The organism is Sinorhizobium sp. CB7 (assembly GCF_041357635.1).
GTDB lineage: Bacteria > Pseudomonadota > Alphaproteobacteria > Rhizobiales > Rhizobiaceae > Rhizobium.
Genome location: NZ_JAULLL010000001.1, coordinates 742,639 through 758,077, shown reverse-complemented (window position 1 = coordinate 758,077; position 15,439 = coordinate 742,639). Strand labels below are relative to the sequence as shown.

Here is a 15,439-nt window from a genome sequence, read left to right as displayed (position 1 = left end):
CCGTTAGCGACACACGGATGCTGATCCGTCGCCTTCGGGGCGGCGGGTCCTTGGGGGCAATCAATCCCGGGCCGGAGCGCAATATTGGAACGCTGCTATATCTGCCGGTCAGACCTACGTCGCCTCGAACGGGTTTTCAATGCGTAGACTCCCGATGCGAAATCCGCGCTGCATATCCTCAGACAGAACCGTTTCACAGCCTTCCAAAACTGCTGCTGCGAGGATCATGGCATCGTAAGTCGACAGTCCGTATCGTTCGGATAGTTCAAGACCCGTTTCATGCGTTTCGATAGTGACCGGCACGACGTTCACTAAATCACGAATAGTTGTCAGAAACATGTGTGTTTCAGGCCACGACAGCCGCATCTTCCGACGGCAGACATTTGCAATCTCATTGAGCACCTGCACGCTGACCACCCCGCCGCCAGCCAGGAGAGCTTCGGCCTGATCGGCTCTGTCGGAATCAGCCGATGCAAGATAGATCAGGATATTGGTGTCAAAAAACCTACCGGGCATTTGCCTCGTCTCGGTCGAATTTGAAATCAGCTGGCAGTCGGCCGCGAAAGTCGCGCAGGCGTTTCAGCAGTTCGCCACGATCAGGCTTGCGGGCAATGCCGAGTTCACGCATGCCTGTCACATGGATCTCGATATTGTCCCCCTCCTTGAGTTCCAATGCTTCGACAACGGCGGCGGGTAGACGGATGGCAAGACTATTACCCCATTTCGCAATGCGCATGGTCAAGCTCCTTTGATATACAATAAGAAAAATGTATATCCGGTGTCTGAACGCTTCAAGAGGATTATGAGCCTGGCATGCTGTTCTCGATATTGGCAGCCAAGATGGGCTGCCGCTTCTCGGAAAACTTTCGCTTCCATTGGTCAGATAATCGTCATGATCTGATGGACGTAATCAGATAGTATTGTTCCCATTGCGCAGGAATCGATCGATGAGCGTCCGCCCACCCCAAATCCTCAATCAATCCGGCTCAACCGGGGGCAGGTTGAGTGCGCTCGAATATGAACTCATTGCCGAACGGGCGAGTTCTCTCGGACGCCAGGGGCTTAAGGTGGAGGCCGCGCTTGCGAAGCTGCGGGCGTGGGATCCTGATCGCCATAGCATCGCCGATCGGGAGAGCCTTTTGTACAATGCCTCCGATGCTGTCTGGGCGCTTTTCATTCATCGCGAAACATGCGGCCTGCGGAACAATCGCGATGTCATTCAAAACTACAGCATCCCGAATGAGGTGCTCGCAAGAGTTGGCTCGATACGCAGATAGCTGCGTCCGCGGTGCTGTCTGCAGCTGAAGAGCCGAAGTTCCAAGCGCGGCACCCGGTGCCCGTGGTTCTTTCACCGGACCGCGAAGTTCTTCGCCTCGCCTCTAGGCCCAGGTAAGTGTTCCGGCAATGGGGCTATCGGCGATACGACTTATGTCTGGTTGCGACGCTAAATCCTGTATCCAAAAAACGAAAAGCCTGTCGCAGGAAATGCGACAGGCTTTCGAAAAGAACCGAACAGCGGCTGGGAGGAGGAGTGCCGCTATTCCCGCAGCTGGCCATGGGAGGAGGAGAGGCCATCTGCAAAATCGAAGGGATGCGGGAGGAGGTGCATCGCTTCGATAGAAATAAATATGCCGCGATTCTTGCTCAGTTTGTAGGCATTTCTTTGCAGAGCAGCCATGCGCTATGCGAAAGGCGGGGCACTAACAGGGCCGCTTCGGCATGAAGGCGCCCGCGTGTTCTGACGAACACACAAGGAAACGCTCTAACCCTTTAATTCGGGGCATCTTTATGCGTCAAAAGTGATTTCGCTTGAACACAGAAGCGCCACTTGCACGCAGCAAAAAGCGCCCGCTCGATGTGAGACAGGCGCTTGCAGATGTCAAAACAGAACCGATGCAGACAGCCGTTAGCGGCCGATGACAGCCCGTGCAACATTGCGGATTTCGTTGCGGTCGATACCGAGATCCTGCAATTCGCGGGTCGTCATGCGATCCAGTTCCGCTACTGTTTTCCGATACTTGCGCCAGTTGGCGAAAGAGCGTGCTACGTTCATGATGTCCCCTTTCCTCAGGTTTTCGAAGCCGGCAGCCAGTCCGTGGCGCCTCGCGTACTTCGATGACGCGTATGTAATCTCGGATGTTCTGAAAGAGCAGAGCCAAAACCTCAGCTCACCCCTGCATCGTATGCATAGCCCGGCAAACTTTGGCGATGCTTCGACCGGAAAGGCAATTGCTATGTTGTATCCCGGGCATTTTGCTGCCGGGTTCAAACATGTCTTTCTCTTAAAAATTCGGAATGCTGGGGCGCTATAGGCGGATGTCACCGGAAAGTCGCTCACACTTTTTGGCATCCCGCTCTTGCCGCCATTCGGTAGCCGCATTGGCAGCTTGCAACCTCAACGAGGGTTGAGGTCAAGACCTGGACGCAACAAAACCCTCGAGATGCGCGCATCTAGTTCGTGATGCGAAACCCCGAGGGTCTCTCGACATCGGAGATATCTTCGGTGTCGACGTGAGAAACGGATGCGCCCGGAGGGCCTTTCCGAAATTTCTCCAGCATCGTTGAGATTGCTGCTTCGGAACCTGCGACCACGGCAGATACGGATCCGTCATCCTCGTTGCAGACCCAGCCGGTCAGCCCGAGCCGTTCCGCTTCGCCGCGTGTCCAGACGCGAAAGCCCACTCCCTGCACCATTCCGTCTATGCGTACCCGCACTGCTTTCCGGTCATCCGTCATGGTCCGACCTCCATCAATCAATCCACTAGAGCGGATGCCGAAAAGGTGCGCGATTTCCGGGCGACATCCCGCTCTAACCTTTTGGTCTAGAGACGGATTCAGATTTCAGGTCGATTCGACCTGAAATCATCCGGCTCTAACGTGAATCTGGAGCGGAAGCGGGTGAATGCAAGCACCGTCTGTTCCAGGTCTGCGACGTATCCCACATGACATAGTCCTGTCGCGCACGCTCCGTACCTTGAAGATGTCCCTATCTTGCCGAACGGATTTAGCGTGATCATCCATTTGAATGGCTGGCCCGGAGTTGGAAAGTTAACGATTGCACGTGCTGTCTCCGCCAAGTTGGGCGGCCACCTGCTCGACAACCATACTATCTACAATGTCGCCTTTGCCCTTACCGAATTTCGTTCACAGGAATTCTTTTCGCTGGTTCGCAGCGTGAGGACGCCGCCTATGCGCGAGTGGCCGTCATATCTCCGGACATTCCGGTCATTATGACGAATGCCTATGGCACCTCCGAGTGGGGTCGGGAAAACTGGACCGCACTCCTGAGCCTGGCACGGCGACGGAGTTCGCAGTTCTTCGCTGTCACAATCACGTGTTCGCCGGACGAGCATCTGAGGAGAATAACGTCGGAAGATCGCAGGCATCTTCGCAAGCTCACCGATCCAAGCGCATTACCGCAGCAGCTCAATCCTCTCGTGGAAGATGGCGCCGATCACCTGTTGAGGCTCGATACGAGCGGCATCCAGCCTGAAGAAAGTGCAGACCGGATTTGCCAATGGATCGATCACATAAAAGCTGGCGGTTGAGCCGGCGACGGCGTCCGCAGGAACTTACGCTTTGCGCGTCCTGAGGCAAGCCGCGCTGGACTTATTGTCAATGGTCGGACGGGCGCTCAGATCGCAGTTCCTCAAGCAATGCCCGCCCCTCCAGAAGATCAGGCGTATCGAAGCCCTCGCTGATCGAGGCGTAGGGAGATGCGAGGACCTTGTACGCTTCCGCGGATTTGCCCTCTGCGCACAGGTGACGCGCGAGCCGGATGGCCGCCCGGAGCGTGAGGGATAAAGCCCCCTGCGCGGTCGCGATCTCCACGGCGCGCCGAAAGCAAGCCGCCGCCGGGTGGCGCGTGGCGAACAATAGTTCGCCCTCGAGGAGCCGAAGCCGCGCGTTGGCCCACGATTCCCCGTGACGCTCAGCGATGGCGTCGGCCTCGCCGAGGGCGGCGCCCGCCTCATCCAGCCGCTGCGCTTTGACGTAGAGATCGCCGAGGATCGCGAGATAGTACGGCAGCCTCAGTCCGGCGCCCGTCGCACGCAGATCGCGCAGACCATCTCGCAGGCGCACGATACCTCGCTCGAGGTCGCCCTCCTCGGCGGACGCCCAACCGTCCATGATTGCGGCCCAGGCAAGATAATAGCTGAACCCATACTCGGCACACAGGGCGCCAGCGGTGTCAGCATGCAGGCGCACCATTGCCGGTTCGCGACGAAACTGGTGCAGCATCGCAGCATAGGCGAGCGCGACGACACGACTGAACGGGTGATCGATCCGTCGGGCCACATCGATCGCTTCGCCGACGGTCAGCAATGCGCGATCCACGAACCCGAGATGCCAGTTGACATGGGAAGCATAGGCGCGACCGTGGACGTGGATATTGACGCCAGCCGCAAACGCTTCGGCGGGATCACCGGCACGCTCGATCTCACTGCGTGCCGCCTCCAAATGGGACAAGGCGAGCCCATGTTCGCCCAGATGGAACAGGTTGAATCCCAGCGCATGATGGGCGTCAGCCTGGCGCACAAGGTCGCTGCCGCGTGCGACCAGCTCGAGCAGTTCAGCACTGAGTTTGCCCGCACGCGTCAAATGACCGCGTACGTGATAGACATGACACAAGCCGCGCAGTGCTCGCGCGCGGTAGCTCTCGTGCCCTTGCCGGCGGGCGAGCTCCTCGGCTCTGGCATAGGCAGCCTCGACCTGGGGGGCAGCGAAGCCCTCGGTTGCGATCAACGGCGGTCCGAGAGCCACCTGTATCTCGAGTTCCTGGCGCTCGCGCGCCTCACCAGGCGCCGCGTCCTTGAGCATGATGAGCGCTTTTGTCAGGTGACCTATCGCTTCCTTGTTGGCGGAGCGCTGCCGCGCCGATCGGCCGGCGCGCAGCCACCAATCTATGGCGCGGCCGTGAATCCCGGCCTCCGAGAGATGATGAGCCAGGAGCTCGGGCTGGCGCTCGACGATCGCGGGGAACTGGGCTTCGAGCGCGGCGGCGATGCGCGCATGAAGCTGTACTCGCCGGCTTTTGAGGAGCGTTGCGTAGGCGACGTCCTGGATCAGCGCATGCTTGAAGGCGTAGGTCGCGTTCGGCGGCTGGCCGCGCCGGAAGACCAGATCGGAGCCGACAAGCCTTGCGAGCGCTTCACTGAACGTCGGCTCTTGGAGCGGCGACACCGCGGCCAAGAGATCGTGATCGAACTCGCGGCCGATGCAGGCGCCGATCTGGGCGAGTTCCTTGGCTGGCGCCAGCCGATCCAGCCGGGCCATGAGCGAGTCTTGCAAGGTCGAGGGAATGGCGAGCGCCGCCGGCACCTTGATAAGCTCGAGGCGGTCACCACGGTCTTGCAACAGACCGGATTCGAGAACGGTCTTGGTCAGTTCCTCGACAAACAGCGGGATGCCGTCCGTCTTGCTGGTGATCTGGGACAAAACGGCCTTCGGCAATACCTTTCCGCCGGCGACGCGTCCGGCAATCATCGCCACGTCGCCACGCACGAGCCGGGAGAGCGAAAGGGAGGTGACATGGGAGTGACCGATCCAGGGAGGGCTAAACTCGGGTCGAAAGGTGATCACAGCGAGCGCCCTCAGTCCCTCCACGCGTCCGGTCAGAATATCCAGGTGTTCCATTGTTGAAGGGTCGATCCAGTGAACATCCTCATAGACCGCCAAGACCGGCTGCTGGCCGCACTGGGCGTCAAACAGCTGGAGCAGGACTTCGAAGGTGAGCTGCTTCCGGCGCTCGGGCGGCAGATCCAGGACCGGGTGGCCGGTCGCGACCGGCAGCGATAACAGTGCGGCCATGAGCGTCCTCGCGTCTTCGTCGAGGCGTTCGGCATAAGGCTTGAGGAACATTTCCAGCTTGATGAGCTTCTCCTCCGGTCCGTCCTCACGAGCCAAGCCCGCGGCCCTTTCGAGCTGCCCGATCACCGGAAAGAGTGCGCTGTTCATATGGTAGGGCGAGCAGAAATGGTTCAGCACGGCGACCGGTTCCTGGGCGAGGGCCTCGCGCAGTGCCAGAACGATCCGAGACTTGCCGATTCCTGGCTCGCCGGAAAGCAGCACGACCTGGCCCTCGCCGGCCTTGGCCCGTCGCCAGCGATCGAGAAGCAGCGCCAGCTCCGCGTCACGCCCGACGATGGGCGCCAGTTCTTTGACATGAAGCGCCTCGAAGCGGCTCGCTGCGCGACCGGGTCCGAGCACACGGAACGCGCGGACCGGCATTGTTATGCCCTTCAGCGGCTGGACCCCGAGATCCTCGACCTCGAACAACGCGCCTAAAAGCTCTCGCGTAGCTTCGCCGATCACGACCTCGTTGGGTCGCGCGAGCGTCTGCAGGCGGGCGGCAAGATTCGGCGTTTCTCCGACGACCGCCTCTTCTTGGGCTGCCCCCTCCCCGATAAGCTCACCGACGACGACCACGCCTGTGGCAATGCCGACCCGGGCTGCGAGCGGCTCACCGTTCGGCGTCGCGAGACGCCCGACCGCCTCGACGGCCTCAAGGCTCGCCCGCACGGCGCGCTCGGCTTCGTCCTCGTGCGCCCTCGGCCATCCGAAATAGGCAAGCACCCCGTCGCCCATCAACTTGGCGACATGGCCTTCGAAGCGAGCGAATCCACTGGTCACCGCGTTCTGGTAGGCCCGGAGAAGCTTGCTCATATCCTCCGGATCGAACTCGACCGACAGTGCCGTCGATCCGACCAGATCGACGAACACGACCGTAAGCTGCCGCCGCTCAGCCCCGGCTCGGACCGGCTCCGCTGTCCCGCCCTGGGCCGAGCCTTCGCCGCGCAAGGTCGCGATTGCCGCCAGCAGCTTGCGCCGGTGGCCGATCGAGATTACGCCGAGACCGATCAGGTCCTCCGCCGTCAACTCGGGCAGAATGTCGGCGCTTATGTCATTGTCGCGGAACGCTTGCTCGTATTGCGAGAGCTGCAAGCTGCGCAGCCAAGTCCCAATATCCACATCCCTCCTCCACCAATTGTCGGGCGCGAGGCCACAGCAGACAGGAACGCTTCGCTTGGCCAGACCGGTAAGCGGCCAGTGTTACTGCTCTCACAATGGCACTCCGGCGAGCAGGTCACGGCGCTCATCCAAGCCTGGCATCAGCAGCAGCCTTACGTTGGTCGTATCTTAAGAACTTCGACTGTCGAAGACCAAACGCGTCCCCGTGTACGCCCGCACCAGCTTCATCGGAAGTTCGGCCTTCGCCAGATCGACGAACGGTTCGCCGGAGCAGTGAAGCGGAACGACATAGGTCGGATCGATCTCCTTGAGTGCGGCGATGGTCTGGCGCAGGTAGTCCGGCTGATATGGGGCCAGATGAAAGCCGCCGATCACCGCATGGACCTTATCGAGGCCGGATACCGCCTGAACCTGCTTGATCGCATTCAGCAGGCCGCGGTGGCTGCACGAGGTGAGCACGATTAGCCCGCGTCCCTTGAGATTGAACGCCGTAGCGCGCTCATGCCGGAACTGATCCGGCACGAGTCCCGGCTTCCGATCTTCCTCTGCAAGCCGCTCCGGGAAACAGCCAAGACCATTCTCAATTCCGATTTTCATGGCGCTGGGCGACAGCAACTTTTCGAAGCTGCTTTGGCTGATTTGACCTGACGTGAAACCATGGTCCGCCACCCGTGAAGGTCCGACGGATTCGGTCACTACGAGATCTGCCTTTTCCAATGCCCTGCGGTCGAGGACCCCGAAATCGCCAGCGACGGGCGGCGCCGTCCATTCACGGGCACAGAAACAATCCTCACCGCCGACATACAGCGGAAGCCTGGGCTTCAGTCTGCCGTTGGCGCGCTGGAGGAAGCCGACGAGCCCGCCGAAGTGGTCGTAATGGCCATGGCTGAGCACCAACGCGTCTAATGCGCCGGGGTCGAGCCCAACCAGTTCGATGTTGTTATTCAGCGCTTCGGGCGTGAACCCAAAGTCAATCAGGATGTTTCGGGTCTCGGAGCCACTCTGCGTTTCGACGTGCATCGAAAGGCCAAACTCGCTGATCAGCGTCCTGGCGGGCGGATGATTACCGATCCCCCATCCGAAATGCTGTATATCCAGACCATCGATTTTCTTGCCCGGGGTCACGGCGAACTGGTAGCTGTCGATCAGCACGCGGACGGCCACGCGGTCCAACTCAGGAACCGCGCCGGTGAGCTTCTCGGCCCTTACCGGAGCAGCCCCGCCGAGCAGTCCGGCCAGTAATCCGACTAAAAGCGCAGCGCCCCCGCCGCAGATCAGTTCTCGCCGGTCAAAGCCATCGCAGACGAACCGCCCTGGCTCAGCGTTGCAGTAACAAAAACGTGCCTTGGAGCGATCGACATACATGGCGGCCTCCTAATCGGTCCCCCGACCGATGGTCTTAGAGGCGCGGAACGAAGCGAAAAATGCTCGCTTGTTCGGGCGTCGAGAGATAGCAAGAGTACCCCCAGTATCCCATGATGGCAACTGTCTCGACGCGGCAAAGCCCCTCAAGACGCTTGAGGTTGGAGCGCCCGCCAGGACGGCGACGACATTGTCTCAAGAGTGCTGGACCGTCCTGCCGAGCACCCTGCCCACAATGGCAATCATTGCGACCGCTTGCAGAGAGCGTCTGCGAATCCGTCGGCTCAGTTGAAGGTGTGCAACTTGAGTTTCAGGCTGCCGTCCGCCTGCTTCTCAAAGACATGGGTTGCCACACCAGCCCACGGCTGGTCAGCGCCCTTGGCGTCCTTGCCTTTGGCCGACCATTTCGCGGTGCCGACCAGCAGATTGCCGTCCTCTTGCACCTCGATCACTTCAAGCTTGTGGCCTGTCACGCCCATGCCGAAGAGCGAGCCAAAGAATTTCTCAACTCCGTCAGGCCCCTTGATTACGTCATGGGTGGCCGGCAGGAAGATAGCGTCGTCCGTGTAGAACGCCGCAACGGCTTTTGCATCCCCTTTGTTGAATGCTTCGTCCCATGCAGAGTAGGCGGCCTTCACTTGGTCATCGGCCGGGCCAGCCTTGGCCGGGACGAACGCAAAGAGGCAAATGCACAGCATGGCGAAGATTGAAGTCAGCAGTCTAACCATGACATCCTCCCAACAAGATGGCGGCACAGCACCGGCACATGCCGCATCTCAACCATATCACGACATCAGATCTGTTGACACCCGTTCTGCGATAGCAACTGCTGACAAAGTGGAAAGTTGAAAGTCAGGAATTGGTGATGGCGCTACGCTGACAGTCCTGTCATTCGCCTGTTTCGTGCCGAAGGGAAACGCACTCGTCACGTCAGCGAGCTGGCAGCAAACTCATCCGAAGGGCAAACCGCTCACCGGGACCATGCACTGCGGCAAAAAGCAGACCGGCAAGAAAAGTGAAGTGGTCGACGAAAAATCCGAACTCCGCCTGATTTGCACTCCAGTGCGAGGGCCCATGAAAGGCGAAAGCGAGAAACACCACATAAATGCCCGCAAGGACGCTTGCTTCCGAAAAATACGCGCCTGTGAGGAGTGCGATTACCAGTGCACATTCAAAAAAGGCCGCGATCCACGCCAGGAAAAGCGGGATGGGAAAGCCGGCGGACGCGATATAGGTCGCGGTCGCCTGTATATCGATAAACTTGAAGCTGGCTGCCATCGCGAAGACAGCAGCGAAGATCAGACGGGCCAGCAGGATCGCCATCGTCTTAGCCATTTTGAATCCTCCCAAATAAACGTTGCGTCGGTCAGAAGTACGATCCGGCGCGAGCTGCTCCGGGATCCCAGGTTTCCCTTGAGGAAATCCTCTTCTATGCGCCAAGGACGAAGGTCACGGCGATCGCCCGACACAGGGATCGTTTTTGTGATCGCTTTTTTGTGATTACCTGTCGTCGCGTCCACTTTGAACCATCTCGCCACGCCGAGATGACACAACGAAAGGTTTATTGCCTTTCCGAAGCTCAGAGCTCGTTAGGACTATCCGCAGCTTTAACCGGAAGACGCCTCCGTAGGGTCGTATTCGTCACCTATTGATCCACCTTGCCCCTGACCCATGTGTTAGGGTCTGGCGTGGAGGAGCGTCACCGTGGGGGAGACCCGGCAACGCAACAGAAGAGGTTTTGATGACCAGAACAATCCTGAACGCCGTAGGTCAAGCGCTTCCCTATAGCGGAAGCTCAACAGGTTTCTTTTCCGCCACGGGCTCCGGCCCAACACTTCAGGGCACGGCGGGCAATGACTCCATGTGGGGAGACAGCGCCGTCAACGTTACGATGAGCGGCGGCACCGGAGACGACATCTATTATCTTTATTCAAGCATCAATCGCGCATCGGAAGCACCGGGCCAGGGCGTGGACACCATCAACACGTGGATGAGTTACACGCTGCCAGCTAATTTTGAAAACCTGGCTGTCACCGGCAACAACCGTCACGCCTTCGGTAATGATCTCGACAACATTATTTCAGGCGCGTCCGGAAGCCAGACGATCGATGGCGGCCGCGGCAATGATGTTCTTACCGGTGGCGGCGGCGCCGACATCTTCATTTTCACGAAGGGCAACGGCAGCGATCTCATCACCGATTTCGGCAGCGATGACATCGTACGGCTGAATCAGTACGGTCTCACCTCCTTCGACCAGGTGAAAAGCCACCTGACGCAGGACGGGGCCAATCTCAAGCTCGATCTCGGAGGTGGCGAAAGCCTGGTCTTTGCAAACAAGACCGTCGCCGACCTTCATGCCGATCAGTTCGAGCTGAGCCTCGACCGTTCAAACCTCACGCAGACCTTTTCGGACGATTTCAATTCGCTTTCGCTTCGAAACGGCTCCACGGGCACCTGGGATGCGAAGTTCTGGTGGGCGCCGGAAAAGGGCGCCAACCTTCCCGGCAATAGTGAGCTGCAGTGGTACATAAACCCCGCTTACGGGCCGACATCCTCGGTCAATCCATTCTCGGTCTCGAATGGCGTTCTGACGATCACGGCGCAGACGGCTCCGGATGCACTCAAGCCACAGCTCGAAGGACATAACTATACGTCCGGCATGCTGACGACGCATTCCTCCTTCGCGCAGACCTACGGCTATTTCGAGATGCGGGCTGACATGCCAAACGATCAGGGCGTTTGGCCGGCCTTCTGGCTGCTTCCGGAAGACGGCTCCTGGCCGCCGGAACTCGACGTGGTCGAGATGCGCGGACAGGACAAGAACACCGTCCACACGACCGTTCATTCAGCTGCGACAGGTCAGCACACCATAGAGTCGACGGCAGTCAATGTGCCCAGCACCGATGGCTTTCACAATTACGGCGTGCTCTGGGACAAGGACCAGATCGTCTGGTATTTCGACGACGTTGCCGTCGCCCGCGCAGACACGCCGGCGGACATGCACGATCCGATGTATATGCTGGTCAACCTTGCAGTCGGCGGACCGGCCGGCACGCCGGGAAATCTGGATCAGGGGTCGGAGATGAAGATCGACTACATCAAGGCCTATTCGCTGGATGATCCGGCGGCGACCTTGCATGCCCAGTCCACACAAACACACTCCGGCGACTGGCATATCTGAGAGCCGTCATCAGAATAGGAAGGCGCGACTGCAAGTGGCTGTCGCGCCTTTATTTATGCGGGTTGCGAGGACCGATCTAAAGCTGTTATTTTCATGCACGTCGTTGCCGCAAAACCGCTGCACGCTTTTGCGCGACATGCATCAGTCTTCTCTGAACGCCCGCTCCATCTGGTCGGTCATCGGCTTCGTCAGATATGACAGCACGGTTCTTTCGCCCGTCTGAATGAAAGCTTCGAGCGGCATGCCGGGAACAGCGGTAACCTTGCCCAGCCGTTGCCATTCCTGATCGGGAATTTCGGCTCGGACGAGATAATAGCTGAGGCCCGAGCGCTGATCGGTGGTAAGGTCGGCGGCAACCCGGCTGATCCGGCCGTTGAGCTGCGGCGTATTGCGCTGGTTGAAGGCGGAAAATCTCAAGGTCACGTGCTGTCCGACTGTCACCTGGTCAATGTCCTGCGGCGCAAGCTTGAGTTCGGCGACAAGTGCGTCGCTACCCGGTACGATCTGCATGATGGTCTCGCCCGGTCCGATTACGGCGCCGGCCGCGTGGACATTCAACTGATTGACGATACCCGCTTGCGGCGCCCGAATGTCGATCCGCTTCAGATCGTCCTCGGCAGCGATCAATCGTTCCGAGAACTGGCCCATATCGCTTTGAGCCTGCCGCAATTGATCCGAAATCTCAGCACTGCGATCGTCATCGATCTGGATGACTTGCAGTTCCGTTTCACTCACCTTGCCTTTGGTCTGGGCAATGGTCGAAACCAGATTGCCAAGCTCCCCCGTCAGGCGAGCGCCCTCCCGCTGGAGTGAATAGACCCGGCTCGCGGCAATGATGCCCTGGTTGAGCAGCGGCTGCAGGCTTGCGAGCTCCTTTTCGATCAGCTCGATCTCGGTGCGCTTGTCCTTCTCCTGCGCGACAAGACCATCCGCCTCCTGCTTGAGCTGCTGAATTCTTTCGCGGAGCTGCGATTTCCGGCCCTTCTGCGACGCCATGCGATCATTGAAAAGATGCTGTTCGCCAGTCATGATGCTGTCGACTTCCTCGTCCCCCGCCCTGAAAAGCAAATCCTTCGGGAAGGTGATCGTGCTGGCGCCGTCACGCTCGGCAACCAGACGCGCAGTTCTCGCGCCAATCTCGTTCAGACGCTTTCTGATAATGGCCAGATTGGCTTTGGTTTGCGTGTCATCGAGATGGATAAGGACCTCGCCGGCATCGACGTGGTCGCCGTTCCTGACATTGATCGTGCCGACGATCCCGCCTTTGAGATGCTGAACCGGCTTAACATAGCTATCGACAACGAGGGCGCCGGAAGAGATTACCGCTCCGGAAATCGTCGTCGTCGCCGCAAGGCCGCCCATCACGCCGGCAAGAACGACAATCGTCGCAAGCGCGAGTACCGAAAGACGACGGATCGTGCGATCGGTGGCTGATCTGCGTTCTCCGATCATGAACCGACCTCCTCGCCGGCGATCATCAGCCGGATCGGACCCGGTGCATGGGGTTGCCTGGTCGATTTCCTGAGAACGTCGTCCTTGGGACCAAATGCCTGCATCTGCCCATTGGTCATGACCAGAACCTGATCGGCTGCCGCCAACGCACTCGGCCTATGGGCGACGACGAGGGCAACGCCGCCGCGCGCCCGAATGCCCGCCAATGCCGCGGTCAACGCGGCTTCTCCCTCGGCATCGAGGTTCGAATTGGGTTCATCAAGCACGACCAGGAAGGGATCGCCATAAAGTGCCCGCGCCAGCGCGATGCGCTGCCGTTGGCCGGCTGAAAGTCTGGAGCCGCCTTCGCCGATAGCCGTGTCAAAACCATCCGGCAGCCGCACGATCATGTCGTATACGCCGGCAGCCTTTGCCGCAGCGATGACTGCACCCGACTGAGCATCCTTGTCGAAGTGCGCGATATTTTCGGAGATCGAACCCTCGAATAGACCAACATCCTGCGGAAGATAGCCGATATGGCGTCCGAGTTCAGACGGCTCCCATTGCGACAGAGCGGCCTGATCGAGACGGATCGCACCGATCAGAGCCGGCCACACGCCGGTGATCGCGCGCGCAAGCGACGATTTTCCGGACCCGCTTGGCCCGATGATGGCGAGAACCGTACCGGCCTGGATCTTGAACGAAATATTCCTCACGATGAGCTCGCGACTGCCCGGAGACGCGACACTGATGTTCTCGACACTCAAACTGGTTGTCGGCTTCGGCAGGGAAATGCTCCACTGTTCGGAGGGTATCATCTCCAGAAGCTTGACGAGGCGCGACCAGCTTTGTCGGGCTGCAACGAAGCTCTTCCATTGCCCGATCGCAAGTTCGACCGGGGCGAGCGCACGGCTGAGCAGGATCGAACTGGCGATCATGATGCCGCCCGTCGCCTCCTGCCGGATGACCAATATCGCGCCGACGGCCAATACACCGGATTGCAGCATCATGCGCAGGATCTTTGAGGCTGTGGTGAGCGAACCGATGACATTGCCGGCTGCAAGTTGGCTCTTGAGATAATCGTCGTTCATCGCCGCCCACTTCTCGTTCAGCCGAGAGCCGAAACCCATCGCCACCACGGCCTCCCAGTTTCTTCGGGCGCTTTCGGCAAAGCCGAGACGTGCCGCCGAATGCCGGGCAGCCTCCCGGGTGGGACGCTGCGACATCATTTCCGCCACAACCGTCAAGGCAATGAGCACGATTGCGCCGCTAAGGGCGGTGACGCCTATCCAGAAGTGGAACAGAAAACAAAGAGCGATGTAAAACGGCATCCAGGGCAGGTCGAACAGCGCCGTCGGCCCGACACCGGACAGGAACGATCTGACCTGATCGAGGTCGCGAACGGACTGCAACCCATCCCCCGTCGCCTGCATCCTGGTCGGCAGCAGAAGCAGCGAACCGAAGACGCTTTGCCCCATTCGCTCCTCGAGAGATACCCCGACACGGGCAAGCAGCATCGAGCGCAGGAGTTCGAGAACACCCTGAAAGATGAAAAGAGTCGCGGCGATCACGGCAAGGCCGGCGAGCGTCGGGAGGCTGCGGCCGGGGATGACCCGATCATAGACCTGCAGCATGAAAAAGGAGCCCGTCAGTGCCAGCATATTTATCACCGCGCTGGTGAGTCCGATGCTGAAGAATGCCTTTCGGAGAGACGAGAGGACCGCCATGAAAAATGTTTGCGGCGGTTTTTTCGAGGGAGCAGCCACGCGGGTTGGATCCTTCCTGAAACTGCCGCAATGAAGCGGCGCTATAGTGATGATTGTTGGCAATGACCGCGCAGAAGTGGCGAAGTCAAATCGTTGGAGCCACATCGATGACGCCCGGAGCGGCGGCATCTCTTCGTCTGATTGAGCCTCAGGTCGAAAGATGGCAGCCGATCCGCCTCTTTCAACCATGTTCTTGCATTTCAGTGCCTTGCCTCAGGGTTATATGAATGCATTGCTAACCGTCACCCCGGGAGAGTTTTGTTTCGAAACAGCACTATACGGGAGCTACCCGAGCTTTTGGGGCTTTTTGGGGCCGGGGCTTCAGAAGGAGAATCTGACGCGGCAGCCGCCAAAGTTGGTGACAACCATGGCTCCGGTATTCCGGAATGTCCGTCCAATCGGCTACGTCTCCGATAGCATTCGGAATGTCGATCGAGGACACATCATGAAGGGACTTGCTGCAACGATAACGTCCAAGGAGCTGGCGCGGATGCTTGCTTCCCATAGGTCACGCGAATCCGACCGGGATGACGAAGCTACTCCGCACGAGCGCTCTGCGGAGATTGGCGCAGGCAAGACCGATGTTCACGCAAACGACGGAAAACAGGAAGCAGCCTTAGAGCCGGATGATTTCAGGTCGAATCGACCTGAAATCTGAAATCCGCCTCTAAACCAAAAAGCTGGAGCGGGATGTCGCCCGAAAACCGCACACACTTTTCGGCATCCC

At 59.3% G+C, this 15,439-nt stretch carries 14 protein-coding genes; 4 read left to right on the top strand and 10 right to left on the bottom strand.

The genetic code is table 11. The features are described 5' to 3' along the window. Positions 1-114 precede the first annotated feature (114 nt). Both AAE029_RS03490 and AAE029_RS03485 read right to left on the bottom strand, forming a co-directional pair. Positions 115-516 carry a PIN domain-containing protein gene (locus tag AAE029_RS03490; protein WP_371071392.1) on the bottom strand — a complete coding sequence of 134 codons (402 nt, stop codon included), beginning with the start codon at positions 514-516 and terminating at the stop codon, positions 115-117. Then, a complete protein-coding gene (locus AAE029_RS03485; protein WP_371071391.1) occupies positions 506-736 on the bottom strand; it encodes an AbrB/MazE/SpoVT family DNA-binding domain-containing protein in 231 nt (76 codons plus the stop codon). The genes AAE029_RS03490 and AAE029_RS03485 overlap by 11 nt, the downstream gene beginning before the upstream one ends. A 211-nt stretch (positions 737-947) precedes the next feature. Here AAE029_RS03485 and AAE029_RS03480 point away from each other — a divergent pair, with 211 nt between their 5' ends. Beyond that, positions 948-1,277: a DUF6665 family protein gene (locus AAE029_RS03480; protein WP_371071390.1), complete on the top strand. Its 330-nt coding sequence runs from the start codon at positions 948-950 to the stop codon at positions 1,275-1,277. Between the two features lie 629 nt (positions 1,278-1,906). On the opposite strand, the gene AAE029_RS03475 is transcribed toward AAE029_RS03480, so the two are convergent. Beyond that, positions 1,907-2,053: a DUF1127 domain-containing protein gene (locus tag AAE029_RS03475; protein WP_371071389.1), complete on the bottom strand. Its 147-nt coding sequence runs from the start codon at positions 2,051-2,053 to the stop codon at positions 1,907-1,909. A 398-nt stretch (positions 2,054-2,451) separates the two neighbouring features. After that, the gene (locus AAE029_RS03470) at positions 2,452-2,736 is read right to left on the bottom strand and encodes an acylphosphatase (RefSeq protein WP_371071388.1); all 285 of its coding nucleotides are present in this window, start codon (positions 2,734-2,736) and stop codon (positions 2,452-2,454) included. 461 nt (positions 2,737-3,197) lie between these two features. Here AAE029_RS03470 and AAE029_RS03465 point away from each other — a divergent pair, with 461 nt between their 5' ends. Continuing rightward, positions 3,198-3,548 (top strand): hypothetical protein, encoded by a 351-nt coding sequence (locus AAE029_RS03465; protein ID WP_371071387.1) that lies wholly within the window; start codon positions 3,198-3,200, stop codon positions 3,546-3,548. A 67-nt stretch (positions 3,549-3,615) separates the two neighbouring features. Here the strand turns inward: AAE029_RS03465 and AAE029_RS03460 are convergent, their stop codons facing one another. From AAE029_RS03460 to AAE029_RS03445, 4 genes are all read right to left on the bottom strand, one after another. Continuing rightward, positions 3,616-6,972, bottom strand: coding sequence for an AAA family ATPase (locus AAE029_RS03460; RefSeq protein WP_371071386.1), 3,357 nt, complete (start codon positions 6,970-6,972; stop codon positions 3,616-3,618). A gap of 168 nt (positions 6,973-7,140) precedes the next feature. After that, positions 7,141-8,337, bottom strand: a complete 1,197-nt coding sequence (locus AAE029_RS03455; protein WP_371071385.1) for an MBL fold metallo-hydrolase — start codon at positions 8,335-8,337, stop codon at positions 7,141-7,143. A 281-nt stretch (positions 8,338-8,618) separates the two neighbouring features. Continuing rightward, on the bottom strand, positions 8,619-9,062 hold the full coding sequence (locus tag AAE029_RS03450; protein WP_371071384.1) for an SgcJ/EcaC family oxidoreductase: 444 nt from the start codon (positions 9,060-9,062) through the stop codon (positions 8,619-8,621). A gap of 202 nt (positions 9,063-9,264) precedes the next feature. Beyond that, the gene (locus AAE029_RS03445) at positions 9,265-9,669 is read right to left on the bottom strand and encodes a DoxX family protein (protein ID WP_371071537.1); all 405 of its coding nucleotides are present in this window, start codon (positions 9,667-9,669) and stop codon (positions 9,265-9,267) included. Between the two features lie 406 nt (positions 9,670-10,075). Here AAE029_RS03445 and AAE029_RS03440 point away from each other — a divergent pair, with 406 nt between their 5' ends. After that, positions 10,076-11,515, top strand: a complete 1,440-nt coding sequence (locus AAE029_RS03440; protein WP_371071383.1) for a family 16 glycosylhydrolase — start codon at positions 10,076-10,078, stop codon at positions 11,513-11,515. Between the two features lie 141 nt (positions 11,516-11,656). Here AAE029_RS03440 and AAE029_RS03435 read toward each other — a convergent pair whose 3' ends face one another. After that, positions 11,657-12,967, bottom strand: a complete 1,311-nt coding sequence (locus tag AAE029_RS03435; RefSeq protein WP_371071382.1) for an HlyD family type I secretion periplasmic adaptor subunit — start codon at positions 12,965-12,967, stop codon at positions 11,657-11,659. Beyond that, positions 12,964-14,712 (bottom strand): type I secretion system permease/ATPase, encoded by a 1,749-nt coding sequence (locus AAE029_RS03430; protein WP_371071381.1) that lies wholly within the window; start codon positions 14,710-14,712, stop codon positions 12,964-12,966. Before AAE029_RS03430 ends, AAE029_RS03435 begins: the two co-directional genes overlap by 4 nt. A 160-nt stretch (positions 14,713-14,872) precedes the next feature. Between AAE029_RS03430 and AAE029_RS03425 the strand changes: the two genes are divergently transcribed. After that, positions 14,873-15,370, top strand: a complete 498-nt coding sequence (locus AAE029_RS03425; protein WP_371071380.1) for a hypothetical protein — start codon at positions 14,873-14,875, stop codon at positions 15,368-15,370. Positions 15,371-15,439: the final 69 nt, after the last annotated feature.